Below are 24689 nucleotides of genomic sequence, written 5' to 3'. Positions count from 1 at the left end.
GTTGTCTGTGTCGAGCGCAACACCGATGACGGGCGGCCCGCCCGGCGGTACCGGCTACGATCTCGGCGTGAGCACTGGGCGCTACCACTCGCCGCGCCGCGCCGAGGCTGCCGCCGCCACGCGGGCCGCCATTCTGGCGACGGGCCGGCGGCTGTTCATCACGCAGGGCTATGCGGCGACCACCGTTCCGCAGATCGCCCGCGGTGCCGGCGTCGCTGTGCCCAGCGTCTACACCAGCACGGGCGGAAAGGCCGACATTCTGGCGGCGCTGCTGGAACCCGCGGTGGCAGACCCGTTGATCGCCGAATGCCTCGCCGTCATAGCGACGTCCACCGACGCGGCCGAGATCATCCGGCTGGCCGGCGAGGGCATCCGACGTACTCACGAACGACACTGGGAGACGGTCACGGAATTGTTCCCGCAGTGTCAGTTCGAGCCGGGAACCGCCGACCTGCACCACCGCACCACGAAACGGTTCCAAGCGGCGTTGGCCCAGATCGCCGGCCGTTTGACAGACCTCGGCGCCGTGCGGGAAGGACTCCACCCGGCCGAAGTCCACGACCTGCTCTGGTTCTACTTCGGCGCCGCCGCCTGGCCTGCTTTGATACGCGATCGAGGCTGGACCTTCGACCGCGCGCAGGAATGGCTCACCGAGCAGCTGACGACCGCTCTCCTGCCGCCCTCTTCCTGAGCAGGCGCGAGCCGGCCGGATGCGGTGATCGCGACAGTGACGTGTGGGCCGCGGCACGAGCCGAATGCCGGACGGATCACTGGGTACTGGAGCGGGCGTGAAAACACCGGTCGTCGCCGTAGTCGGACAACTCGCCCGTGATCTCGCCCTGAGCGTCGACGTCCTGCCGTCAGCAGGCAGCGCCGCCGACGCGACGGCACGCCGGGAGCAACTCGGTGGCAAGGGCGCGAATCAGGCGGTCGGGCTGGTGCAACTGGGCGCGCGGGCCCGGCTGGTCGCCGTGGCCGGCCGGGACGGCGTCGGGGACCGGCTGCTCGACCAGGCTCGGCGTGTGTCGACGTGGACGCGGCACCCGGGCGGGCGTCCGGAGCTGACCGCCGCGGACCTGCGCAAGCGCGTGGACGAGCTCGCCGGTGAGTGACATCGGAGCCGCCGAGCCGTGGGTGATCCGCGAGACGACGCTGAGCGCCGACGGGTTCGAGAGCGGCCGGCAGCGCTGGTCCGAGTCCGTGTTCGCGCTGGCCAACGGGCACATCGGCCTGCGCGGCAACCTCGACGAGGGCGCGCCCACCGGCATGCCCGGCACCTACCTCAACTCGCTGTACGAGGAGCGGGACCTGACCTATCCCGAGGCCGGGTACGCCTTCCCGGAACGCACCCAGACGATCGTGGACGCCCCGAACGGCAAACTGATCGCGCTCACCGTCGACGGGGAGCGCTTCGACGTCCGCACCGGCTCACTGCGCCGGCACGAGCGCTGCCTCGACCTGCGCGCCGGCACGGTGCGGCGCGATGTGGAGTGGGTCGCCCCGTCCGGGGCCGCCGTGCGCATCCGCAGCATCCGGCTCGTGTCGTTCACGCACCCGTCGGTCGCCGCGATCCGGTACGAGGTCGAAGCGCTCGACCGCCCGGTGCGCATCCGGATCGACTCCGACCTGGTGGCCAACGAGGCGCAGCCGGACCAGAGCGACGACCCGCGCGCCTCGGCCGTCCTGGACTCGCCGCTGCGGCCGCTGTCTCACTCACCGGAGGTGCTGCTGCACCGCACCCGGCGCAGCGGCATCGAGGTGGCCAGTGCCGTGGCCCACACCGGCGCGCCCGTGTCGGCGTCGAGCGAACCGGATCGCATCCGCGCCGGCCTCACCACGACGCTGCGGCCGGGTGCGCCGCTGCGCTTGGACAAGTTCCTGGCGTACGCCTGGGCCGAGCCGGACCCGGTCACCAAGGCGCTCGCCGACCGGGACGAGGCCGCCGGGCTCGGCTTCGACGTGCTGCTGCGCCGGCAGCGGGAGTACCTCGACGACTTCTGGGCCGGCGCGGACGTCGAGCTCGACGGCGATCCGGAGGTGCAGCAGGGCGTCCGGTTCAGCCTCTTCCACGTGCTGCAGGCCGGCGCCCAGGCGGGCCCGCACCCGATCGCGGCGAAGGGGCTGACCGGCAACGGATACGACGGTCACGTGCTGTGGGACACCGAGGTCTTCGTCCTGCCGGTGCTCACCTACACCCATCCCGCCTGCGTCGGCATGGCCCTGCGCTGGCGGCACCGGACGCTGGACGAGGCCCGGGACCGGGCTCGCGAGCTGCGCCTGGCCGGGGCGGCCTACCCGTGGCGGACCATCGGCGGCGCCGAGTGTTCCGGGTACTGGCCCGCCGGGACCGCGGCGCTGCACGTCAACGCGGACATCGCCGCGGCGGTGCTGCGGTACGTGGCGGCCACCGGCGACGAGGACTTCCTGCGCGAGTGCGGCCTGGAGATCCTCGCCGAGACGGCCCGGCTGTGGTGCCGGGTCGCGCACGCCGACGACGACGGCGTGTTCCACATCGCCGGGGTCACCGGGCCCGACGAGTACACGGCGCTGGCTGACGACAACGTCTACACCAACCTGCTGGCCCGGCAGAACCTGCTCGGCGCCGCGTCGCACGAGGGCCTGCTGCGCGAGGCCGGGGTCACCGCCGACGAGATCCGTGAGTGGCGTGAGGTGGCGCGGGGGCTGTTCATCCCGTACGCGCAGAAGCGTGCCGTGCATGAGCAGCACGCCGGCTTCACGAGCCTGCGGGAGTGGGACTTCGACCGGACCAAGGACGACGACTATCCGCTGATGCTGCACTTCCCGTACCTGAACCTGTACCGGCAGCAGGTCGTCAAGCAGGCCGACCTGGTCCTGGCGATGATGCTGCATCCGCGGGCGTTCACGGCGGGGGAGAAGCTGCGCAACTTCGTCTACTACGAGGCCCGGACCGTCCGCGACTCGTCACTGTCGGCTCCGGTGCAGGCGGTCCTGGCCGCCGAGACCGGCCACCTCGACCTCGCCCACGACTATCTCGCCGAGGCGGCCCTGCTCGACCTGCGCCCCGGCGGCGGCGAGTCCGGCGGCGACGGCCTGCACATCGCCGCTTGCGCGGGCGTGTGGATCGCGCTGGTGCAGGGCTTCGGCGGGTTCCGTGACCACGACGGCCGCCTGTCGTTCGCGCCGCGGCTGCCCGGGCACCTGCCGCGGCTGCGGTTCCGCCTGCGTCACCGCGGGAGCCGCCTGCGGGTGACTGTCACACCCCGGCAGGCCACGTACGAGGTCACCGGCGACCGGGTGACCTTCGCGCACCACGGATCACCGGTGACGCTGGCGGACGGTGAGAGCGCGACGCTCCCGATTGAACCGATCGCCACCCGTCCCGCCCCGCCGTCCCCACGGCCACCCGAGCCCCGCAAGCCGATGCTCTCTAATACCTGAACTTGTGGCGGGCGCTGCGCCGGTTCAACCAGGCCGGCAACTCGGCCGGCCTGTCCCGCCGGGGCCGCCGCTCGCCCGGCTCAGGGCCCCGGGGAAAATCCCGCATCGTGACCACGAAACCCTGGACCAGGCGGTCCTCGCGCAGGTCCCGGTAGGTGGCCTCGACCAGCACCTGACCGCCGCCGGCCCGCACCAGGGAACAGGACACCACACCGTCGCCGGAGCCGCGGAAGGCCTGACGCAGCTGGTTGCGGTCGTCCGGATGGACCAGGTCGTCGAGGGTGGCCAGCGGCGGAAGGTCGTCGACGCCGAGCAACTCGCGCAGCGACCGGCTGGCGTACCGGATGCGCTGGTCCTCGTCGATCACCAGCATCATGTCCGCGCTGTTCCGGATCACCGTGCGCAGATAGAGGTCACTGTCACGGCGGCCGACCGCCTCCATCAGGGAGATGCGATCCAGCGCGAGCGCCGCCTGACCGGCCAGCACCTCCAGGGTGTCACGACTGGCGGTGAGGGTCTCCCGGCGGCCCACCAGGATCAGGGCTCCGCCGCTGGGCCGGGCGACGGCGAGCGGCTCCAGCCACAGCGGGCAGACCAGCGTCGCGTCGTCGTGGCCGGCCTCCCCGGCCCACCAGCTGCGGTGCGCCAAGCCGGCCCCCGGACCGGGCACCGCTGCCGACGCGAGCTGGTGGTCGTCGGTGGCGACGACGGCGCTGCGGACCGTGTCCGGCGGCATGAGCTGGGCGATCGCTGCCCGGACGGCCTCGTCCACGGCCCGGGTGTCAGCCGCGGCGACCAGCGCGGCGCTGGCCTGCCGTAGGCCGCGCTCCCGCATCAGGGCCTGGCCGTTCAGGTTCACCGCGTCGGTCAGCCGGGTGACGGTCAGCAGCAGGGTGATCGCCCCGGCCACGGCGATCACCACGCCGTCCCTGACCGTGCCGTCGATCGCCTCGATCAGCAGCACGATCGGCGGGGTGGCGACCGAGATGCCCAGCAGCGTCGCCCAGCGCGCCAGCCACGGAGCCGGGCGCGGCGCCGCGGGCTCGGTGAGCCTCACCATCGACGGGTGCAGCGCGGCGGTGCCCCAGGCCAGGTAGAGCAGCACGAACCCGGACTCGCTGAGCCGGCCCGGCCACAGCGGCTGCACGATGTCGCTGACCAGGACACCCACCGCGCCGGCGACCAGCAGCACGGCCGACAGGTTGCGCCCGGCGGCGCCCAGCAGACGGGTGACCACCGCGAGGAGTAGCAGGGCCCCCATGACGTACGCCCCGGAAACGTCCCCGATCCCGCCCGCGTCACCGATGACGAACACCCGGATCACCAGCATCGCCGAGCACGCGAACGCCAGCAGATCGATGAGCCGGGTCCGGTCGACGAGAATCGCACCGACCCGGGTGAACTGCAGCAGGGTGCAGCCGACCAGCACGAACATGGCGTAGAAGCAGACGTCGGCGACGCGGGGCCGGTTCAGCGCGGTCAGCACGTCGCCGCCGGCACTGGCCACGACGGCGGCGGCGAGCAGCAGCCAGGGCGCGTTCCGGGCGGGCCGGTGGCGGTGGACGCCGTAGAGGATGGCGGCCGCGCTACCGACTCCCAGGACGAACCATTCGAGGGCCCTCAGCACGCCCCACTAGTACCAGCGGTGTTTCTATGTGTCCATATCAGGTGTACGCAGGGTTGTCGTTCGCGCTGTCCGTGCACAACCGGGACACCGGCCCGCGACGCGGCCGTCTAGCCTGACACGGTGCCGGCTCTGCTCGCGATCAGCGATCTACACGTGGCGTACCGGGAGAATCGCGAGATCCTCGAGGGAATCAGGCCGTCGGACGACGGTGACTGGCTGATCGTCGCCGGTGACGTGGGCGAGATCTTCGGCGACGTGGTCAGCGCGCTGCGCCTGCTCGCCGGCCGGTTCGCCAAGGTGATCTGGTCGCCGGGCAACCACGAGCTGTGGACGCCGCGCCAGGATCCGGAGCAGTCGCGTGGGGTGGCCCGCTACGACAGGCTGGTCGAGGCGTGCCGGGAGCTGGGCGTGTCCACCCCGGAGGACGAGTTCCCGGTGTGGGAAGGCCCCGGCGGTCCGGTCGTGGTCGCGCCGCTGTTCCTGCTCTACGACTACTCCTTCCGGCTGCCAGGGCAGAATTCCAAGGCAGAGTCGCTGGCGTACGCGTACGAGACCGGGGTGGTCTGCACCGACGAGATCCTGCTGCACCCCGATCCCTACGCCGGCCGCGAACACTGGTGCCGGGCGCGGGTCGAAGCGACCGGCAAGCGGCTGGCGGCGATCGGCCCGGAGCTGCCGACGGTGCTGGTCAACCACTGGCCGATGGTGCGCGAGCCGACCCGGATCCTGCGCTATCCCGAGTTCGCGCAGTGGTGCGGAACCGAGCTCACGGCCGACTGGCACGTCCGGTTCCGCGCCGTCGTCTCGGTCTACGGGCACCTGCACATCCCGCGGACCACGACGTACGACGGGGTCCGGTTCGAGGAGGTGTCGCTCGGCTACCCGAGGGAGTGGAGCCGGCGTGACACCCCGCCCGGGAAGCCGCGCCGGATCCTCGGCTGACCGGCGCCGCCGATCAGGGCGGCTGTGGATCACGTCTCGGCGGGACTGCGAGGCTCGGCCGCCATGTGCCAGGATCGGGGCGTGAGAGCGCCCGGTGACCAGTGCGGGGTAAGAACAGTCCTGGGTGGCCGGCGATGATCGAGACGTTGTTGCCGTCGCCGGTCGCGGTGGTGGAGGCGTTCACCGACGACCCGGACGAGCCGGTCTTCCCGGAGGAGGAGGGCCTGATCGCGGTGGCGGTCGAGGCCCGCCGGCGGGAGTTCGTCACCGCCCGGCGATGCGCGCGTGAAGCGCTGGCCCGGCTCGGCTGTCCGCCCGTCCCGATCCGCCGCGGGCCGCACCGGGAGCCGCGCTGGCCGGCCGGGGTGGTCGGCAGCATCACGCACTGTGCGGGGTATCGGGCCGCCGCTGTCGCGCGCAGCACCGACGTGGCGAGCGTCGGCATCGACGCGGAGCCGCACGCGCCGCTGCCGGACGGGGTGCTGGAGATCGTGGTCGCGTCCGGCGACGAGGACCGGCTGACCACACTGGCCAGGGCCGACCCGTCGATCTGCTGGGACCGGCTGCTCTTCTGCGCGAAGGAGTCGATCTACAAGGCCTGGTTCCCGCTGACCGGGCGCTGGCTCGGTTTCGAGGACGCCCAGCTGCGGCTCGACCCGGCCGCGGGCACCTTCACCGGCCACCTGCTGGTGCCGGGCGGCCGGCTCGACGGGGGCGCCGACCTCGTTGACCTGTCCGGCCGTTATCGGGTCACCGGCGGTCTGGTGCTGACCGCGGTGACGGTGCCCCGCACCCCCGCGTAGTCCCCGGCGCCGCCGGTCGGGGCCGCTGAGGTTTGCACCGGGGTGCGGGTGGCTACCTGCCAGGTCGTACCGTGCTCCTCGCACGGTCACAGGAAGTACCGCGGGAAGAGAGCGACGTGGAATCGACAGACGAATACGCTTTACCGGCAGTGGTGGACAGCCCCGCTCGCCCCGCGCAAGCCGGGGGTGGCCTGGCGCGGTGGCTGCTGCGGCACCAGGTGCAGCCGTCCGGGCCCGCTGCGGGGGAGGGGCACGGGAAGCTGCACGCCTGGTGGAAGGTGATGTGCCTGACCGGCGTCGACTACTTCTCCAGCCTGGCGTACGTGCCGGCGATCGCCGCCCTGGCAGCCGGGGCGGTGTCGCCGCTCGCGACGCTGCTGATCGTCTTGTTGACGCTGCTGGGGATGCTGCCGATGTATCTGCGGGTGGCCAAGGAGAGCCCGCGCGGCGCCGGATCGGTGGCGATGCTGGAGAAACTGCTGCCGTTCTGGCGCGGTAAGGTCTTCGTGCTGGTGCTGCTCGGCTTCGTCTGCACCTCGTGGATCATCACGATCACGCTGTCGGCGGCGGACGCGTCGGTGCACATCGTGGAGAACCCGTTCTTCCCCAGCGCGCTGCACGGCCACGAGGTGGCGATCACCGTGACGCTGCTGCTCCTGCTGGGCGGGGTGTTCCTGCTCGGCTTCAGCGAAGCGGTCACCGTGGCGATCCCCCTGGTCGCGGTGTTCCTGGCGCTGAACGCGGTGACCATCGTGGCGGGCCTGATCGACGTGGCCGGCTCCGGCGGGGCGTTCTCGGCGTGGACGGATGCGCTGACCGCCGGTGGTGGCGGGTTCACCGGCCTGATCGAGCCCGCGCTGCTGGCGTTTCCGCTGCTCGTGCTCGGGCTGTCCGGCTTCGAGACCGGGGTCAGCATGATGCCGCTGATCCAGGCGACCGGCGCCGACGACGAGCAGCGGCTTCGCTCACGGATCCACAACACCCGTAAGCTGCTCACCGCCGCCGCGCTGATCATGAGCGTCTATCTGCTGGCGGCGAGCTTCGTCACCACGGTCCTGATCCCGGCCAAGGCGTTCCAGCCCGGCGGCGCCGCGAACGGCAGGGCCCTGGCCTGGCTCGCTCACGAGCAGCTCGGCGAGACCTTCGGCACCGTGTACGACATCAGCACGATCCTGATCCTGTGGTTCGCCGGGGCGTCCGCGATGGCCGGCCTGGTCAACATCGTGCCCCGCTACCTGCCCGGATACGGCATGGCGCCGGAGTGGGGCCGGGCGGTGCGCCCGGTGGTGCTCGTCTACACCGCCATCTGCGTGATCATCACGATCGGGTTCGGCGCGGACGTCAACGCCCAGGCCGGGGCGTACGCGACCGGGATCCTGGCGATGATGGTGTCCGGCGCGTTCGCCGTCACCGTCTCCGTGTTGCGCGCCCGCCGGCGCCTGGCGACCGCCGGGTTCGGGGCGTTGACCGCGGTGCTGCTGTACGCGCTGGTCAAGAACGTGATCGACAAGCCGGACGGGATCGCCATCTCTGCGATGTTCATCGCCGGGATCATCGTCGTGTCGCTGATCTCCCGGGTGACCCGCACCACCGAGCTGCGCGCCGACCGGATCGAGTTCGACGACGACGCCCGCCGCTTCGTCACCGACTCCATCGCCTTCGACGGGGCCCTGAACATCATCGCGAACCGCCGGCAGGCCGGTGACGTCGCCGAGTACGCCGAGAAGGAGCAGGAACAGCGGGGGGACAACCCGGTGCCCGGCACCGCCGATGTGCTGTTCCTCGAGATCGACGTCGTCGACCCGTCGGAGTTCAGTGACACGCTGCACGTCCGCGGCGTCGAGGTGGGCGAGTACCGGGTGCTGCGGGCCAACGCGCCGGCCGGGCCGAACGCCATCGCGGCGGTCCTGCTCGCGCTGCAGCAGAGCACCGGGGTGCGCCCGCACTGCTACTTCGCCTGGGCCGAGGGCAGTCCGCTGGTGCACATGTTCCGCTACTTCCTGCTCGGCCGCGGGGACACCGCGCCGGTCGTCCGGGAGATCATCCGCAAGCAGGAGCCGGACCCGGACCGGCGCCCGGCCATCCACGTCGGATGACCTGACCGCGCCGCCGGCGGCGCCCCCTGCGCCCGTTCGGCGGAACCGGCCGGCGACGCCGGCCGCGCCCCCGCGCCCGGCCGGCGAACTTGTTCGGCGTCGCCGGCCGTGCCCTCCCGCTCCCGTTCGGCGTCGTCGGCCGCGCCCTCCCGCTCCCGGTCGGGGGGAACCGTCCGGCGACGCCGGCCGCGTGGGCGGGCAGCGGCGTTTCGCGGGAGCGGCGCAGCCCGGCGGCGGCGTTTCGCGGGAGCGGCGCAGCCCTGGCCACGGCGTCTCGCGGTAGCGGCGCAGGCCTGCCACGGCGTCGATCTACATGATGTTGCCGCCGCGCCAGCGGTGGTTGAAGGCGGGCATGCCGGCCGGGCGGTCCGCCCTGCGGATGTCCTCCAGATCGGCGTGGATGCGGTCGCGCAGAGCCGGGTTGCCGTCGAGGACCGCCGGGGGCGTGACCGTGTAGGCCTCCTCGACGTAGGTGAGCAGGAACTCCTGCGACAAGCGCCGGATCCGGCCGGCGGTGACACAGAAGAACTCGCGCTGCGAGTACCCGGTGACGGCCACACAGTGGCTGGAAAGGCTGCCCGGCGTGGCGTCGTAGACCGAGCCGTAACCCGGCACGAACCACGAGTCGCGCAGCGCGCCGGAGCTGTCCTTGATCGACTGGGGCAGGCCCAGTCCCAGCAGGACACCGCCGAAGCGCTGGATCGCGTCACGCAACTGGTCCAGGTTGCGCGGCTCGATCTCCAGGAATGCGCTGGCCTCGGGAAGCAGGCCGGCGAGCGGCTGCTCCCGGTGGACCCAGACCTTCAGCGCCAGCAGCAGACTGGTGCCGAAGTCGTTGTGCGCCTCCCGCTCGCCGGAGACGGGCAGGGCCGTGCGGGCCGGAGCCGCCCCGTCGCGGCGGAACGGTGACACCTTCTCGTAGATCTTGAGGGTGTCCTCCAGGGTCGGGCTGTACTGCTCTTTCGCCGCCGCGTACCAGGACTGGGCGAGCAGCGCCATCGCGGCGGGCACGCAGTTCTGGAAGCCGACGTCGCCGACCGGCTCGCCGGCGGGCAGGTCGACCAGCACGTCGCCGAGGTGGAAACGGCCGTCGGGTTGCAGCCCGTGCCGTGGCACCGTCGGATCGTCGAGAAATCCCGAATACTGCGCCATCTGCAGCGTCCGGATGTCAGTTTCGGCCGCCAGACGGCCGGCTAGAGCGTCCATGGTCACCCTTCGCGTCGAGCCCACTGAGCGTGAAGAGGCTATCGCCGCGCGTGCTGATACGCGCTGGCGGATAAGTGACACCTACGTCATCGGGCCGTCCCCGGGGAACAGCCACTCCAGTGCGGCCAGGGACTTCTCGGCATAACGGCGGCGACCGGCCTCGATGCCGTAGGCAAGGTCCTCCAGCACACTGCACCGGGCGTAGAACACCGCGCGCTCCCGGAACTCGGCCGGCGGGGGCGCGAGCGGGCCGAGGTCGCGGAACAGCAGGCCGAAGTCGTAGGCCGGATCGGTCAGCGCGGCGTCGCTCCAGTCGATGATGCCGGTGACCGCCGACGTGCGCGGGTCGACGAGGACGTGCTCGATGCCCAGGTCGTTGTGGGAGAACACCAGGGTGGCCGGGCCGGCCGGGGGAGCCGCGGTCAGGAACGTCTCGACACGCCGCCGGAACCGGGCCGGGATCCGGTCGGCGACCAGCGGGAACGTCTCCGCGGCGTCGTCGCGCCACTCGGGCAGCGGCTGGTCGTCGGGCCCGACCAGGTCGCGCACCCGCTCGACCGGCACGGCGTGCAGTGTGCGGAGGAAGCCGGCGAGAGTGGCGGCGATCCGCTCCTGGTTCTCGCAGGCGGGGGCGTCGAGGAGTGGAACGCCCGGGAGCTTGCGGTAGGCGAAGCAGTCCTGCCCGGCCTCGGCGGGACCGAACACCGGCTCGGGGATCGGCAGGGGCGAGAAGGGCCGGAGCGCGGTCAGCAGGCGGACCTCGCGCATTGTCCGATCCGGATCAGGGGACCTGCTGAACCGTACGAGAAGATCGTTGTTGACCTCGAAAGCGACGTTGTCGAGCCCCTCGCCCAGCAGCGACACGGACTCCACCGCGAAGCCGGGCAGGGCCGAGGCCAGGGCGCTGCGCACGTCGGGCATCGCGAATCACGCCTCCCTGGACCGGGCGTGGAAGTCCGCCGTGGACTGCGCGTGCAGCTCGAGAGCCACCTGAGCGCCGTCGGGGGCCTCGGCCGGGTCGATCAGCCACTGGAGCATCAGGCCGGAGAGCACGGCGAGCGGCACCGAGCCGCCCAGCCCCGCCCGGCCCTGGCGCTGCGCCAGCGCCAGCCGCTCGCGCAGCTCGGGTGAGTGCTCGGCCTGCACCGCTGCCTCCAGTTGCGCGATCCAGAGCGGGCGATGCGTGCCGAACGTGTCGATCAGCGCCTGCCAGCGCTCCTCCGGCGAGCCGCCGCGGGCGCGCTCGCTGACCGCTTCTGACAGCTCCTCGACCGCCTCGACCAAGGCGTGGATGAGCAGTGACTCGCGCGAGCCGAAGTGATAGCCGATGGCGGCGTGATTGACGCCGGCGGCTGTCGCGATGTCGCGCACCGTCGTGCGAGCCCAGCCGCGCTCGGTCAGGCACTGCTTCGCGCCCTGGATGAGGGCTTCCCGGTTTCCCACGCCGCGATCCTACACCCGGATTAACCGGCCGGTTCATCCGGCAGGTTTATCCATTTGGTTTGACCGGATGGATAAGCCAGGGCTAGGGTCGGCGGCATGAGAAGCGCACTGATCTCCGGCGCCGGTGTCGCCGGTCCGGCCCTGGCCTGGTTCCTGCGTCGCGACGGCTGGGACGTCACCGTCGTCGAGCGGGCCCGCGGGCCACGAGACAGCGGTTATGCGGTCGATTTCCGCGGCGCCGCGATCCCGGTGCTCGCCGAGCTCGGGATCCTGGACGAGGTTCGCGGCCACCGGACCCAGCCGCGCGCGACGATCCTGGTGGACGCGTCCGGCACGACGATCGGCGAGCTGCCGGCCTCCGCGTTCGGGGGTGACCTCGAGGTGCCGAAAAGCGCGCTGACCCGCATCCTGCACCGCGTCGCGGACGTGACCTACCTGTTCGGGGACACCGTCACCGGGCTGGTCCAGCACGACGATCGGGTGACGGTGGCCTTCGAGCACGCACCCACGCGGACCTTCGACCTGGTCTTCGGGGCCGACGGGGTGCACTCGGCGGTGCGCCGGCTCGCGTTCCCCGGCGTCGATCCGGTCGAGCACCTCGGGATGTCCGGCGTCGGCTTCACCACGGAGGACCACTTCGGTCTCGACCAGCACGGGCGGTTGCAGGCCGAGCGGGGGCGGGCGATCTACGCGTTCCCGGCCGCGGATCCGTCCCGGATGACGGTCAGCCTGTCGTTCGCCACCGCGGCGCCGCTACCCGGCCGGGCAGCGCACGAGGCGGCCGTGCGAGAGATCTTCGCCGATCAGCCCCGTTTACTCGCCGGCTTGGCGGAGGCCACGGACGTCTACCACGCGGCGACCTGCCAGGTGCACCTCGACACCTGGTCGGCCGGGCGGGTCACGCTGCTCGGCGACGCCGGGTTCTGCGCCGCGCCGACCAGCGGCATGGGCACCTCCCAGGCGCTGGTCGCCGCGTCCACCCTGGCCCGCTGCCTGGCCGGGCACGACGACCACCAGGCGGCCTTCGAGCGGTACGAGGCGGAGCTGCGCCCCTACGTCGCGGAGAACCAGAGGCTCGGCCGTGAGGCGGTCGCCGGCTTCGGCGGCCTCGCCGCGGAGGTGTGATGTCGCCAGAGCGGAGGCCGGGGTGCTCGACGCGGACGAACTGGCGGCGCTGCCGGCTGGCCGGTTGGGATGAGCCCTCAGGCGCCGAAGCGGCGGTGGCGCGCGGCGTAGGAGCGCAGCGCGCGCAGGAAATCGACCTTGCGGAAGCCGGGCCAGTGGACGTCGCAGAAGTGCAACTCCGAATAGGCGGCCTGCCACAGCAGGAAACCGGACATGCGCTGCTCGCCGCTGGTGCGGATGACCAGGTCGGGATCGGGCTGACCGTGGGTGTAGAGGTGCTCGGCGATCCGGTCGGCGGTCAGCCGCTGGGCGATGTCGGCGACGGAGTGGCCGTCCGCCGCCTCGGACTCCAGCAGCGAGCGGACCGCGTTCACGATCTCGTCCCGGCCGTCGTACCCGATCGCGATAGTGACGTGGAAATCGGCGCCGGAGCCGTAGGTGGCTTCCTCGGCCAGCTTCAGCGCATGCCGGGTCGAGTCCGGCAGCACGTCGAGACGGCCCGCGAGGTGCACCTGCCAGCGGCCGTCCGGGCGGCTCAGGCGGGCGGCGACCACCTCCTCGATCATCCGCATCAGGTTCTCGACCTCGACGGTGTCCCGCTTGGTCATGTTGTCGACGGACGCGACGAAGACCGTCACGTGGCGGATGCCGGCCTCCACGCACCAGCTCAACACCTCGTCCAGGTGCTCCGCGCCGTAACGGTGACCGATCCGTGGATCCTCGAAGCCGTGCTGCCGCGCCCACCGGCGGTTGCCGTCCATCACCATGGCCACGTGGCGCGGCAGCGTCGCGCCGGCGAGCCGGGCACGGAGGCGACGGGCATAGAGCGTGTAGGCGGCGGCCTTGACGGTCCTCAGCATGACCGGATCTCATCATCGGCGGCGCTCCTGCACGCCCGCGCGCACGGAATCTCCACGACTCCGGCACGGGACGTGCACACGTCACCAGCTTTCCGGCGTACGGCGGAAATCGTCTTCTGCTCCTCCAGGGCACCCCGGTGAGCGACCGGCACGGCACGGGTCATCCGATTCCCGACCTCGCCGGACGCGGAGCCCTCGTCGGGCGCTGCAGCGGCAGCTCCGCCGTCGGCGGGCCGTCGGTGGCCGGCCGTAACTGCTCGACCCGGGCAGACCGGTCACGCCGGGTACGCCGTCATGGACGCCGCTCACGCCACCGCGAGAGTGACAACAGTCAGCCGGTGCAGGCCACGTGCTCCGCGGGTGCGTGCGAACTCGCCGTAGCTGTAGAAGCCGGCCACGGGAACACCGGCAGCCTCCCGTTCCATCGCGGCGATCTCTCGCCCGATGCCGTCCGGGCCGAGCACCGTCTTGCGGACCCCGCAGTCGAACGCGAGGATCCCGACCGGCTCGGCGCCCTCCAGCGCGTCGATGGCCTGCCGGCACGACAACGCGCCCGCGTCGACGACCGAGTCCTGCTCCGCTCCCATCGCCCACGCCAGCGCGCCCTGGGGCGTGTCGGCCAGGAACAGCAGGGAACGGTCGTCCGGGTCCCAGCTGTGCGCGATCCGGATGTCCTCACCGGTACGCCGGGACAGCCCGAGCGGGTTCGCGAAGGCAGCCGCCTGGAACGCCTCGCCGTTCTGGAGGGCCGAGCGTTCGATGCCGGTGCGCTCGAGGAAGACGTCGACAGCCGGCGCCTCGTCGAGCTCGTACACCCGGCCCTTCTCACTCCGCGTCACGATCATCGGCTCGCCCCGCTTGTGCCAGCCGTGTGCGATGCCGACGCCCAGCTTCGCGTCGGAGCCCAGGCCCACGCCGACCACCGCGTCGGTCAGCACCTCCACTCCGTGCAGGTCACCGAAGAACTGGTGGGTCTGCTGGAGCCGCATGTCGTCGCCGGCGCACCCGCCGACCAGCGGCACCAGGGCGCCGGCGACCGAGTAGGCGCCCCGTACCACCTCGTGCTGGTCGCCGAGCAGCCCGTCGCACAGCAGCAGCCCGGCCCGGTGGCTCCTGGTGAGAGCGGCCATGCCCGCCGCCGCGTCGGCTCCGGCCTCCTGCGGACGGGCCGACATGTTCCGGCCCACCGCGGCACGCACCTCGAGGCCGGGGCCGCCCAGGGCCACGACCACCACGCTCTCCTCGGCGGGATCCCCGTAGCCGGGGGTCACGTGACCGGCCGTGGTGCAGCCCACGATGACGGTGCTCGGGCCGGCCTGAGCGCGCACAGCGTCGACCAGGCGCTCGAAGTCGTAGCGGACGGCGCAGTAGATGATCAGCAGGGCCGGGGTGCGGCCGGCGATCGCCTGGCCCGCCGCGGCGGTGCCCGCCGTCGCCGCGTCGGCGCTCCGGCTGTACCCGGTCCCCATCCAGCGCGCTGGCTGCTCCGCCCGGTGCTCCACGCCGTTGACATCGGCGGCCTGCGGGCGAACCTGAGCGTCGGTCCGATCAGCGCCCCTCCCCGGCCTGGCGGGGCGCCCCCTTGCCTCAGCAGCGCCACCTTGCGGCGTACGGCGGAAATCGTCTTCTGCTTCTCTCAGGTGCCCCGGCGAGCGGTCCACATGGCACGGGTCATCTCGTACTCCACCTCGCCGGCCTCGGAGCCGGGCAGCGGATCGTCCCACAGCGGGTGGAAGGTGCGCACGTAGCGCATGCCGACGCTCTCCATCACGCCGCGTGAACCGGTGTTGACGGCCATGGTCTGCGCGATCACCCTGCTCTGCCCGACCGTGTCGAACGCGTGCCGCAGCAGCGCCCGGGACGCCTCGGTGGCCAGACCCTGCCGCCAGTACCGTCTGGCCAGGCGGTAGCCGAGTTCGGCCACGGTCGGGTCGTCCGGCTGGTCCTCGCCGTGGGCCGGTGGCAGCATCATCAGGCCGACGAACTCGGCGCCGGTCTCGTCCTCCGGGGCCGGCGACCCGCGGCGGCCGCCGTCCGTGCCGAACGCCATCCAGTAGCCGAGGCCGTCGACCTTGCCGGCGAGCGCCATCCGGTCGGCGTGGGAGCCGACGACCTCGTCCCGGGTGCGGGCGCGGCCCCAGAGGTACCGGAGCACCTCCGGGTCGGCGTCCAGCTCCACCTCGAGCTCGAAGTGGCAGTCGTCGAGGGGGACCAGGAGCAGGCGTTCGGTGCGCAACGTCGGTTGACCCATCCCGTCACCCAAACACACCGCCGCCGCGGCAGCGATCGCATTTGCCGCAGGCCGCCGGAGGGTCAGCGCAGCCTGTGGGTACCGGCCCGTCCTACCTATGCGAGCAGCGGCTCCATGGTGCCGGCGTTCGTCGCCTCGGTGTTGCTCAGGACCACGATGCGGCGACCCCGTTCGGGGATGTTGCCGACGTACGCCTTGAAGCCCGCGTTGTGGCCGCTGTGGTGCCACCATCGCCGGCCGTCGAGCTCACCGACGAAGACGCCGTAGCCGTAACCGCTGGTATCCGGGCCCTTGCCGGTCCGGGCTCGTTCGGTCAACATCAGCGTCCGGTGCGGCTCGCTCAGCAGCCGGCCGCTTTCCAGGGCATCGAGCCATGTCAGTACGTCCTTGGCCGTCGACCACACGTCTCCGGCACCCATGCCCACCACGTCCAGTTCCCAGGCCGGCACCGGCCGCTCCTCGGCGTCGTGGCCCACCGCCAGATTCGGCCGCGCCCCCGGTGATCCGGCGAAGGTGCTGGTCAAGCCGAGGCGGTCGAAGATGCGGTCCGCCAGGAAGACTCGGTACGGTGTATCGGCTGCCCGCTCGACGACGTGCGCCAACAGCACATAGCCGGGACTGCTGTAGCTCCAGCCCGTACCCGGCGGAAACATGAGTGGCACGCGGTGGAACGTCGTTAGCAGTTCGCCCGGTTCCATCCGCTGTGCCAAGTCGATCATCGGGTAGTCCTCCCAGTGACCGAGGCCGGCGGTGTGGGTGAGCAGGTGGTGCAGCGTGATGTTCTGCCACTCCGGTGGGGAGTCGCCGAACCAGCGGCCCAGCCGGTCGTCGCGAGCCAGCTTGCCGTCCGCCACGAGCAGGAGCACGGCCGCCGCCGTGAACTGCTTGCTCACCGAAGCCAGCTGATAACGCGTCTGCGTGGTGTCGTCCACGATGACGTCCGCACCCTGCTGAACCAGGATCTCCACCCTTGCCATGCCGCCGACCCTAGACGCTTTCACGTTCGTCCGGGTTGGACACCGTGTCATTGACTCGCCGCGCACCTCGATGCCCAGGCGGAGGGTTGCCGGGGGTGGAGGCGCAGGTGGTGGTCGGGCGGTCAGCGTCCGTTCCGGGAGGGCGGGGCCGCGGTCGCACGCCGGGTGACCAGGGGCGGGGACAGCCTCACCTGCCACCTGCAGAATCGGCGCGGACCCGGACAGAAAGGAAAGGTTGTACTGGAAGAACCGCCCCTGAGCTGCGCCGGCGGCGCGCGGGACAGGTGTTTCGTCGTGCGACCGTGCGCCGCAGCCCTGGTAGCACCACGAAACGTCGCCTAGGAGGGCCGGGTGAGGGCGGTTACGCTGTCGGGATGGAACAGGACACCAGTTCGAAGCTGAGCGTCGAGGACATCCACGCCCGGATGGGGCTGGCCGTCACCGACGAGGGCAAGGCGCGGGCCCGGCAGCGGCGCCGCCGGGCCGAGCGCGCCCGGGACACCGAGGGCCGGGCCGCGTTCCTGGCCGGGCTGCGGTCGCGGCCCGCGTGACCGCAGGGCGCGACGCCAAGCTTGTCCTCGACACGTCGGCGATCACCGCGTGGGTGCGCGGCTCGGTCGCGGTGGGGGAGACCCTGGCCGAGGTGAACGACGAGGGCGGCGCGGTGATCATCCCGCTCTGGTGCCTGATCGAGGCGGGGCACAACACCGCGATGATCGACCGGGAGCGGCTGGATCTGCTGATCGCGCACCCCGCGACGTTCCTGATCACCGACGACGCCGAGGACTGGGATGCCCTGGTCGCGCTGCGGTCGCTGACCGGCCGGCCGGACTGCGCCTCGGCGGCGATGCTCGCGCTTGATCTCGGGGTCGATGTGATGACCGCCGATGCGCGCTGGTACAAGGGTGTGGCGGACGGGCGCATCGTCCTGCAGATCGAGGAGTGAATGCCTGTCGGGTTCGATCCGTGAACCGATGACATCTACTGGACGTGCGCTGACCGCGGCAGAAGAGGAACTCGTCGTTCGCGATCGACGAGATGTCTACCAAGTTGCTCCTTCGTATTGGCCGCCGTGCTGCTGTGCGAGCAGGGTCAACCAAGCGATGCGTTGCTGATAGGCGGGATCTGGCGCGAGTTCGGGAAAGGCCGCAGTGACAGCACGGCCATCCGGCACGTCGGAGGAATGTCGCTCCAAGGCGCCGCCAGGTCCTGTGGGAAGCATTTCCCATCCGCTTGATCGCGACGGGCCGTCGTGAACCTCGTCGGCGCCGGCGGCACGGAGAGCGGCAACGCATGCCGCGACAGCATCAGCCGGAATGGTGAGCTGGTAGTTCGCCTTACGGGAAGTTGCCGTTGGATAGTCCATGTCCGTTCCCATGGCCCAATGCAGGCGTTGCGCGAGATCGCTGAGCACGCCGTTCAACGCCCCGGTCGAAGCTCCCTCCGGCAGCGCACCGCCGGTGACCATGCGACGGATGAGGTCATGCGTGAGATCGGGAGACAGTTCGCCGCTCACCAGATGAGCATCCAGAATGGCAACCACTTGCAGCAACGCGGCGAGGTCGTCATAGGGAAGGGCTCGCGTTCGATTCTCCACGCGGAGAGATTACCGATGGGCCCACATCGACGGCTTCATCGCCAACGGCGTCCAGACCGGCGCGTTGCGCGTCCCGTCCTGAGTGGCACAGTGGGACGCGCACGGGCTGCTCCAGGGGAAAGGTCGTACCGGAAAATGAGCTGGACACGGGTGGTCGGTGGCGCGCTGCTGCTCTTGATCGGCGGCGTCTGGGTCCTGCAGGGCTCCGGCGCCACCGGCGCGACCGGCGGCATGAACGGTGAGCGGCAGTGGCTGCTGATCGGCCTGGTCGCCGCCGTGGTCGGCCTTCTCCTGCTGGTCAGCGGCATCAACCGGCTGCGGTCCCGGACACGACGGTGACCGGGGACGAGCACCCGGGCCGGCCGGTCGGGCGGGAGTTCTAGGGTCTGCTTCGTGACGTTCGTTGACTCTGACGACCCGCGGCCAGACGGCCCTCGAGCCAGGCTGACAACTTCGTAGGGGGCGGCTCGCGACAGAACAGTACGTCGGCGAGCAATGCGCGACTCACTACAAGCCGAGCCTCTACGGGTGCCGTCCAGCCGCCAAGTTGATCTCGACCCGCTATGGTGCCGGGCATGCGGCTCGAGGTGATCACTCCCCAGAACTACGAGGCAGCTCTGGCGTTGTCAGTGCACCCGGACCATCTGGTCGAACCCGTCGTCAAGTCGCTGGCAGAGGCGTACGTCTTCCAGGATTACGCATGGCCGCGGCTGGTCTATGTCGATGATCGACTGGTCGGCTTCGTGATGGCTTTCCTGGGCATCCCGTGGGCTCCTGAACGAGATCCCCGCGACCGGCGCTCTGGTATCTGGCGGTTGAACATCGCTGCCGACGCTCAAGGCAAAGGGTACGGGCGGTTCGCCGTCGAGGCGGTATGTCAGGAGATTCGTGACCGCGGTGGCTACCAGGCATTTGTCACATACGAGCCCCGCGCTGGAGGACCGGAGGCCTTCTACTTCAAGCTGGGATTCCGGCCGACCGGAGAGCGCAGCGGGAGCCAAACGGTCGCGGTGTTGGGTCTCTGAGTCCTCGGAGGCTGCGCGAGCGCGGGAGCCTCGCCATGCTGTCCTATCCTGCCGAATCAGGCTTCTCTGCCGGTTGTCCGCCTGTCACATCGCGCATGCGCCGAACAGCCGCCTGATCGCCCGAGGCGGCGGCTCGGCGGACTTCGGCCACGCGGCCATGGTTCAGCAGCAAGTCGAGGCGTCGTGCGTGAGCCAGACGATCCCTGTCCGGGTACGCCCGCGCCCAGCGTTGCAGGGCTACAAGAGCATCGTCCAGCCGGCCACGCTCACTGAGGTAGTCCACCAGCCACATGACGTCGTGGCCGGCGGCGACCTCCTCGCGAAGCTCGTCCTCGCGTCCCTGCTCGACCAGCGCTTCCATGAGTGTCGTACCGGCGCGGTCATCCCCCGCCTGTTGCATGGCCCGCAGCTCGTCGAGCCGGTCGGCGTCAACCAGGATCTCGAGCAGAGCGATGAAGGCGCACCTGTCCCCGGCGTCGGCTCTGCGCCGCAACTCGCTCTCGTCACGCACCGACCGCAGCTCGCGCATCAGCGCAGCGCAGCGCCGTTCGGCGTCAAGGCTGCCGTGGACGTCGTAGCGGTGAGCCGCGGCGTAATACGACCAGTCCCGCACCGCGCCAGTGTGCCACGGGTGTTCGGCAAGCCCGTCGCCGTCACATCGGTAAGAGCAGAGGCGACCGCTCTAATGCTGCCTTCAGGTTGATCGGCGAGGATGAGCGGCAAATCATCGACGGGAAGGAGCGGGCCGGCGTGCGGATCATGATCGCGGATGACGAGGCGGCCATCCGTGAGTCGCTGGAGCGGGTGCTGCAGGTCGAGGGTTACGACACCAGCACCGTCGCCAACGGTCTCGCCGTGCTCGACGGGGTCGCCGGGGCGGGCGGTGACACGCTGGATCTGCTGATCCTCGACGTAATGATGCCCCGTCTCGGCGGGTTGGAGACCTGCCGGCGGTTGCGGGCCGCGGGCCGGGATCTGCCGGTGCTGATGCTGACCGCCCGGGATCAGGTCGCCGACCGGGTCGCGGGGCTGGACGCGGGCGCCGACGACTATCTGCCCAAGCCGTTCGCCACCGAGGAGTTGCTGGCCCGGGTGCGGGCCCTGCTGCGCCGGCGCACGACCGCCGACGGGGAGTCGCAGATCCTGTCGTTCGCCGATGTCCGGCTCGATCCTGACAGGTTCGAGGCGTGGCGGGGGGAGCGGCCGCTGCGCCTGACCCGGACCGAGTTCTCCCTGCTGCAGGTCCTCGTGCGCAACGCGACCCGGGTCCTGACCCGCGACGCGCTGTTCGAGGCGATCTGGGGCTTCGACATGAGCGCCACCGCCAACAACCTCCAGGTGTACGTGAGCTACCTGCGCCGCAAGATGGAGGCGGAGGGTGAGCCGCGGTTGATCTACACGCTGCGCGGCCTGGGATACGTGTTGCGCGAGACTCCTCCGTGAGCAGGCCCGCGGGCCGGGAACCGCGCCGGCTGACCCGTTGGTGGCGCCGGCGGTCCCTGCGGACCAGGCTGACGGTGATCGCGGCGACGGCCATCGCGGTCAGCGTGTTCGTGGCCTTCCAGGTGGCCAGCGAGCTGCTGGACGGGGAGCTGCAGGACAGCGCCGAGGATCAGCTGCGCGCCGACTCCCGTGCCCTGGCGGTGAACGCGGAGCGCGCCGGTCTGGCGGAGGTCGAGCTACCGCCGTATCCCGGATCCGGTCAGTTGGTGCGGGTCATCCTGTCCGACGGCTCGACCCGGACGCCGGCCGGCCAACCTGAGCTGCCTCCCGTCAGCGGGCGCGCCGGGCGCGTGGCGCAGGGCGGGCCGGCCGACCTGATGGAGTCGGGTGACAGCGACGAGGACGGCTACCGCATCTACACGCTGCGGGCGGGCGACGGAGCGGTCCAGGTGGCCCGTGTCGCCGACGACAGCCCGATCAACCAGTTCGGGTTCGGGATGCTGCTGATCGGGCTGCTCTGCGTGGTCGGTGGCGCCCTTGTCGGGCGGACCGTGGCGCGGACCGGCCTGGCACCGATCGACCGGCTGACCGCCGCCGCGGTACGTGTCGCGCACACCCGGGATCTCGACGCCGACATCCCGGACGAAGGTGGTGGGGAGATCCGGCGGCTGATCCAGTCGATCAACGACATGCTCGCCGCGCTCCGGGACTCCCGGCGGGCCCAGCGGCTGCTCGCCGAGGACGCCGCCCACGAGCTCAAGACCCCGCTCACCAGCCTGCGCCTGAACGTCGAGCTGCTGGTCCGGCTCGATCGGCGCGGCACGCTGGACAGCGCACTGCCGGCGGAGAGCCGGACCCGGTTGCTCAACGATCTCGGCGCTCAGGTGGCCGAGTTGAGCACCCTGGCCGCCGAGCTGACCGACCTGGCGCGCGGTGACGTCAGCGACGAGAGCACCGAGCTGATCGACCTCGCCGACGTGGTGGTGGCCGCCGCGGCCCGGGCGCGTTCCCGCGTGCCCGACATCGAGGTCGTGCTCGACGTGACCTCCGTGTGGGTGAGCGGGCGTCCCGCTGCGCTCGCGCGGGCGGTGCTCAACCTCATCGACAACGCCGGCAAGTGGTCTCCCGAGGACCAGCCGGTCCAGGTCCGGCTGCGGGCCGAGGGCGCGTCGGCGGTGCTCGAAGTCGACGACGCCGGGCCGGGCATCGACGCCGTCGACGTACCGCGGGTGTTCGACAGGTTCTACCGTGCCGACAGCGCCCGGGGGTTGCCGGGATCCGGTCTGGGGCTGTCGATCGTGCAGCGGGTCGTCGACGCCCACGGCGGCCGGGCCGCTGTCGCCCGGTCCGCACGCGGTGGCGCGCTGCTCCGGGTCGACCTTCCGGCCGCGGCCCCGCCCGCCCCGACCGCGCGCCGCGCCGCCGGGGAAGACACCGCAGTGAGTTGACCCCGCCCCAGGCCGGGCGCGTGGCGCAGGACGAGAGGGCGGCGGCCGTCGGGCCCATGAAAAGATCCGGGACGGGGCCCAGCCCCGTCCCGGATCTCGTCCGTGCCGCCGTGCTCACCGTTGCAGCGCGGGCTCCTCTTCCTCGGCGAGCGTGTGCCGGCCGATCGGCGGCCCTGCCGCCGGACGGGACAGCCGGCTCGGCCACCAGATCCGCCGCCCGATCAGCAGGGTGAGAGCGGGCACCAGGACCGACCGCACCAGCAGGGCGTCGAGCAGCACGCCGAAGGCGACCAGGAACCCCACCTCGATCAGCATCACCAGCGGAAGTGTGGCGAGGACCGCGAACGTGGCCGCCAGGACCAGGCCCGCCGAGGTGATGACGCCACCGGTGGCGGAGAGTGCTTTGCGCATGCCCTCTCCGGTGCCGAGCCGCACGGTCTCCTCCCGGGCCCGGCTGACCAGGAAGATGTTGTAGTCGACGCCGAGCGCCACCAGGAACAGGAATGCCAGCAGTGGCACCGAATAGTCGATGCCCTCGAACCCGAGGATCGTGTCGAAGACGAACACGCTGCCGCCGAAGGCCGCCGCGAACGAGACGATCACGGTGGCCATCAGGATCAGTGGGGCCACGATCGCGCGCAGCAGCAGCCCGAGGATGATCAGGACGACGGCGAGCACCAGCGGGATCACCAGCTTCTCGTCGCGCGTGGTGGTCACCTCGGTGTCGAGGTGCTCCGCGCTCGGCCCGCCGACGATCGCCTCCGCCCCGCTCACCGCGTGCACGGCGGTGCGCACCCGCTTGATCGTGTCGTACTCGGCGACGGTGTCCGGCGCGTCTGTGGGGAACACGGAGATGTCGGCCCAGCCACCGCTGGTCTCACCCGGCAGAGCCTGGGCCACACCGGGAGTGCCCTTGACGACGTCGAGCACCCGTTCCTGATACGCCGGCCGCGTGAGAATCGTCATCGGCTGGCCGCCGAGCTCCGGGAAGTGCCGGCGCAGAACGGTGAAGCCGGTGACCGATTCCGGCGCGGACACGAACTGGTCCTGCTCCCGCAGGGCGCCGGTGTTGCCCGCCAGCCCGATGGCGAGCGCGCCGAGGATGCCCACCGAGCCGAGCGTCGCCAGCCACCGGCGGCGGCTGATGGCGGTGCCGAGCCGTCCCCACAGCCCCGGCTTCTCCGCCACGGCCGTACTGAAGCGCGGGATGGCCGGCCAGAAGATCCGCCTGCCGAGCAGTACGAGCGTCGCCGGGAACAGCGTCAGCATGGCCACCAGCGCGCACAGGATGCCTGCCGCACCGATCGGGCCCAGTCCTCTGGTGCTGTTCAGGTCCGCGACGAGCAGGCAGAGCAGGCCGGCGACCACGGTGGCCGCGGACGCGACGATGGCCGGCGCCGCGCCGCGGAGTGCGTGGACCATCGCGACCCGGACGTTCTCGTGGTGGTGCAGTGCCTCCCGGTACCGGGAGATGAGCAACAGCGCGTAGTCCGTGCCGACACCGAACACCAGGATCGTCAGCAGCGCCGAGTTCTGGTCGTTGACCACGATGCCGAAGCCCTTGACGAGCAGGTAGACGGTCGCCATCGCGGTCAGTGCGGCCGCGCCCACGGCCACCAGCGGGACGAACCACAACACCGGGCTGCGGTACGTCAGGATGAGCAGGACCGTGACGACGATGATCGTGGTGAGGAGGACCTGCGTGTCGATGCCGTCGAAGACGGCCTCCATGTCGGCTTCGATCGCGGCGGGACCGGTCACGTCGAGTTCCAGGCCGGCGGGGCGGTCCTTCGCGACGTCACGCAACGGGCCGACGATGGTCTCCGGTCCGCCGTAGGTCGCGCTCACGTCGAGGGTGAACATCAGCGCCTTCCCGTCGGCGGAGGGGCTCAGCGCCGGGCCCTCGTCCTCGCCGTCGGCCGGGGCCGCCACCTTCGGCGGGTACCGCTTGGCAAGGGTGTCGTAGTGGCGCTCGACCGCCGCGCGATCAGCGTCGGTGATGCCCTCGGCGCGGTGGTACACCAGGACGAACGTACTGGCCTCACCACCGGGCAGACTGTCCTCGTGCACGGCCACCTTGGTGGACTCGGCACTGGCAGGGAGGGTGTCCGCGGCTTTGTCGGTGGTGACCGAGCTCAACTTGCCGCTCAACGGCACCATGACCGCCGCCAGCGCCAGCCACAAGCCGATCACCAGCCACGGCACCCACCGGCCCGCCAGCCGACCGGGCGGCGCTTCCCTGGGCTGCGCTGCGTTGACTGACATCAATAGCCTCCTGATGGGTTACATCACTTGTCCGAGGCCAACTTCGTACCGAGCGAATCTGAGACGACCGTTAATCCGGTGCGCGCACGGCTCTCCGGGAGTAGTACCGCGGTACCACCTCCCTCCCGGCGATGACCACCGCGGTACGACGAAACGGGCCG

The 24689-nt window shown here is 71.2% G+C and carries 24 protein-coding genes; 13 read left to right on the top strand and 11 right to left on the bottom strand.

The window, feature by feature from the left end:
- The first annotated feature begins 7 nt into the window (after positions 1-7).
- From Acy02nite_RS24760 to Acy02nite_RS24750, 3 genes are all read left to right on the top strand, one after another.
- Positions 8-691 carry a TetR/AcrR family transcriptional regulator gene (locus Acy02nite_RS24760; RefSeq protein ID WP_203744505.1) on the top strand — a complete coding sequence of 228 codons (684 nt, stop codon included), beginning with the start codon at positions 8-10 and terminating at the stop codon, positions 689-691.
- 97 nt (positions 692-788) lie between these two features.
- The gene (locus tag Acy02nite_RS24755) at positions 789-1112 is read left to right on the top strand and encodes a PfkB family carbohydrate kinase (RefSeq protein WP_239175165.1); all 324 of its coding nucleotides are present in this window, start codon (positions 789-791) and stop codon (positions 1110-1112) included.
- Complete coding sequence (locus tag Acy02nite_RS24750) at positions 1105-3420, top strand: glycoside hydrolase family 65 protein (protein WP_203744501.1); 2316 nt, start codon at positions 1105-1107, stop codon at positions 3418-3420. The genes Acy02nite_RS24755 and Acy02nite_RS24750 overlap by 8 nt, the downstream gene beginning before the upstream one ends.
- Here the strand turns inward: Acy02nite_RS24750 and Acy02nite_RS24745 are convergent.
- Complete coding sequence (locus Acy02nite_RS24745) at positions 3410-5047, bottom strand: PAS domain S-box protein (RefSeq protein ID WP_203744499.1); 1638 nt, start codon at positions 5045-5047, stop codon at positions 3410-3412. The two genes, Acy02nite_RS24750 and Acy02nite_RS24745, sit on opposite strands and share 11 nt — an antisense overlap.
- A 120-nt stretch (positions 5048-5167) precedes the next feature.
- Between Acy02nite_RS24745 and Acy02nite_RS24740 the strand changes: the two genes are divergently transcribed.
- From Acy02nite_RS24740 to Acy02nite_RS24730, 3 genes are all read left to right on the top strand, one after another.
- Positions 5168-5989, top strand: coding sequence for a metallophosphoesterase family protein (locus Acy02nite_RS24740; RefSeq protein ID WP_203744497.1), 822 nt, complete (start codon positions 5168-5170; stop codon positions 5987-5989).
- A 134-nt stretch (positions 5990-6123) separates the two neighbouring features.
- The gene (locus Acy02nite_RS24735; RefSeq protein WP_203744495.1) at positions 6124-6792 is read left to right on the top strand and encodes a 4'-phosphopantetheinyl transferase family protein; all 669 of its coding nucleotides are present in this window, start codon (positions 6124-6126) and stop codon (positions 6790-6792) included.
- A gap of 152 nt (positions 6793-6944) precedes the next feature.
- The gene (locus Acy02nite_RS24730) at positions 6945-8888 is read left to right on the top strand and encodes an APC family permease (RefSeq protein WP_438820866.1); all 1944 of its coding nucleotides are present in this window, start codon (positions 6945-6947) and stop codon (positions 8886-8888) included.
- A gap of 309 nt (positions 8889-9197) precedes the next feature.
- Here Acy02nite_RS24730 and Acy02nite_RS24725 read toward each other — a convergent pair whose 3' ends face one another.
- The 3 genes from Acy02nite_RS24725 to Acy02nite_RS24715 form a co-directional block, all read right to left on the bottom strand.
- Complete coding sequence (locus Acy02nite_RS24725; protein ID WP_203744491.1) at positions 9198-10094, bottom strand: hypothetical protein; 897 nt, start codon at positions 10092-10094, stop codon at positions 9198-9200.
- 81 nt (positions 10095-10175) lie between these two features.
- Positions 10176-11015, bottom strand: a complete 840-nt coding sequence (locus tag Acy02nite_RS24720; RefSeq protein ID WP_203744489.1) for a phosphotransferase family protein — start codon at positions 11013-11015, stop codon at positions 10176-10178.
- Positions 11016-11021: 6 nt separating this feature from the next.
- Positions 11022-11537, bottom strand: coding sequence for a TetR/AcrR family transcriptional regulator (locus Acy02nite_RS24715; protein ID WP_203744487.1), 516 nt, complete (start codon positions 11535-11537; stop codon positions 11022-11024).
- Between the two features lie 96 nt (positions 11538-11633).
- On the opposite strand from Acy02nite_RS24715, the gene Acy02nite_RS24710 reads away from it, so the two are divergent.
- The gene (locus Acy02nite_RS24710; protein ID WP_203744485.1) at positions 11634-12662 is read left to right on the top strand and encodes an FAD-dependent monooxygenase; all 1029 of its coding nucleotides are present in this window, start codon (positions 11634-11636) and stop codon (positions 12660-12662) included.
- Between the two features lie 77 nt (positions 12663-12739).
- On the opposite strand, the gene uppS is transcribed toward Acy02nite_RS24710, so the two are convergent.
- The 4 genes from uppS to Acy02nite_RS24690 form a co-directional block, all read right to left on the bottom strand.
- Complete coding sequence (uppS, locus tag Acy02nite_RS24705; RefSeq protein ID WP_203744483.1) at positions 12740-13522, bottom strand: polyprenyl diphosphate synthase; 783 nt, start codon at positions 13520-13522, stop codon at positions 12740-12742.
- A 305-nt stretch (positions 13523-13827) separates the two neighbouring features.
- Positions 13828-14991, bottom strand: a complete 1164-nt coding sequence (locus tag Acy02nite_RS24700; protein WP_203744481.1) for an FIST signal transduction protein — start codon at positions 14989-14991, stop codon at positions 13828-13830.
- Between the two features lie 167 nt (positions 14992-15158).
- Positions 15159-15773 carry a GNAT family N-acetyltransferase gene (locus Acy02nite_RS24695; RefSeq protein WP_203744480.1) on the bottom strand — a complete coding sequence of 205 codons (615 nt, stop codon included), beginning with the start codon at positions 15771-15773 and terminating at the stop codon, positions 15159-15161.
- A gap of 95 nt (positions 15774-15868) precedes the next feature.
- Positions 15869-16705, bottom strand: a complete 837-nt coding sequence (locus Acy02nite_RS24690) for a serine hydrolase domain-containing protein (RefSeq protein WP_203744657.1) — start codon at positions 16703-16705, stop codon at positions 15869-15871.
- Between the two features lie 419 nt (positions 16706-17124).
- Here Acy02nite_RS24690 and Acy02nite_RS24685 point away from each other — a divergent pair, with 419 nt between their 5' ends.
- Together Acy02nite_RS24685 and Acy02nite_RS24680 are read left to right on the top strand one after the other, a co-directional pair.
- On the top strand, positions 17125-17301 hold the full coding sequence (locus Acy02nite_RS24685; RefSeq protein WP_203744478.1) for a hypothetical protein: 177 nt from the start codon (positions 17125-17127) through the stop codon (positions 17299-17301).
- Complete coding sequence (locus Acy02nite_RS24680; protein WP_203744476.1) at positions 17298-17696, top strand: hypothetical protein; 399 nt, start codon at positions 17298-17300, stop codon at positions 17694-17696. The genes Acy02nite_RS24685 and Acy02nite_RS24680 overlap by 4 nt, the downstream gene beginning before the upstream one ends.
- Positions 17697-17792: 96 nt before the next feature.
- Here Acy02nite_RS24680 and Acy02nite_RS24675 read toward each other — a convergent pair whose 3' ends face one another.
- Positions 17793-18347 carry a hypothetical protein gene (locus Acy02nite_RS24675; RefSeq protein ID WP_203744474.1) on the bottom strand — a complete coding sequence of 185 codons (555 nt, stop codon included), beginning with the start codon at positions 18345-18347 and terminating at the stop codon, positions 17793-17795.
- Positions 18348-18482: 135 nt separating this feature from the next.
- Between Acy02nite_RS24675 and Acy02nite_RS24670 the strand changes: the two genes are divergently transcribed.
- Both Acy02nite_RS24670 and Acy02nite_RS24665 read left to right on the top strand, forming a co-directional pair.
- The gene (locus Acy02nite_RS24670; protein ID WP_203744471.1) at positions 18483-18686 is read left to right on the top strand and encodes a hypothetical protein; all 204 of its coding nucleotides are present in this window, start codon (positions 18483-18485) and stop codon (positions 18684-18686) included.
- Positions 18687-18922: 236 nt separating this feature from the next.
- Positions 18923-19372: a GNAT family N-acetyltransferase gene (locus Acy02nite_RS24665; RefSeq protein ID WP_203744469.1), complete on the top strand. Its 450-nt coding sequence runs from the start codon at positions 18923-18925 to the stop codon at positions 19370-19372.
- Positions 19373-19415: 43 nt separating this feature from the next.
- Here the strand turns inward: Acy02nite_RS24665 and Acy02nite_RS24660 are convergent, their stop codons facing one another.
- On the bottom strand, positions 19416-19985 hold the full coding sequence (locus tag Acy02nite_RS24660; protein ID WP_203744467.1) for a hypothetical protein: 570 nt from the start codon (positions 19983-19985) through the stop codon (positions 19416-19418).
- A gap of 146 nt (positions 19986-20131) precedes the next feature.
- Between Acy02nite_RS24660 and Acy02nite_RS24655 the strand changes: the two genes are divergently transcribed.
- Positions 20132-20815, top strand: coding sequence for a response regulator transcription factor (locus Acy02nite_RS24655; protein WP_203744655.1), 684 nt, complete (start codon positions 20132-20134; stop codon positions 20813-20815).
- Positions 20812-22263, top strand: coding sequence for a HAMP domain-containing sensor histidine kinase (locus tag Acy02nite_RS24650; protein WP_203744464.1), 1452 nt, complete (start codon positions 20812-20814; stop codon positions 22261-22263). The genes Acy02nite_RS24655 and Acy02nite_RS24650 overlap by 4 nt, the downstream gene beginning before the upstream one ends.
- Positions 22264-22377: 114 nt before the next feature.
- Here the strand turns inward: Acy02nite_RS24650 and Acy02nite_RS24645 are convergent, their stop codons facing one another.
- Positions 22378-24528: an MMPL family transporter gene (locus tag Acy02nite_RS24645; protein ID WP_203744462.1), complete on the bottom strand. Its 2151-nt coding sequence runs from the start codon at positions 24526-24528 to the stop codon at positions 22378-22380.
- Between the last annotated feature and the right edge of the window lie 161 nt (positions 24529-24689).

The organism is Actinoplanes cyaneus (genome assembly GCF_016862095.1).
Classification (GTDB): domain Bacteria; phylum Actinomycetota; class Actinomycetes; order Mycobacteriales; family Micromonosporaceae; genus Actinoplanes; species Actinoplanes cyaneus.
The sequence above is the reverse complement of the archived record's forward strand: the minus strand, read 5'-3'. Positions and strand labels throughout refer to the sequence as shown.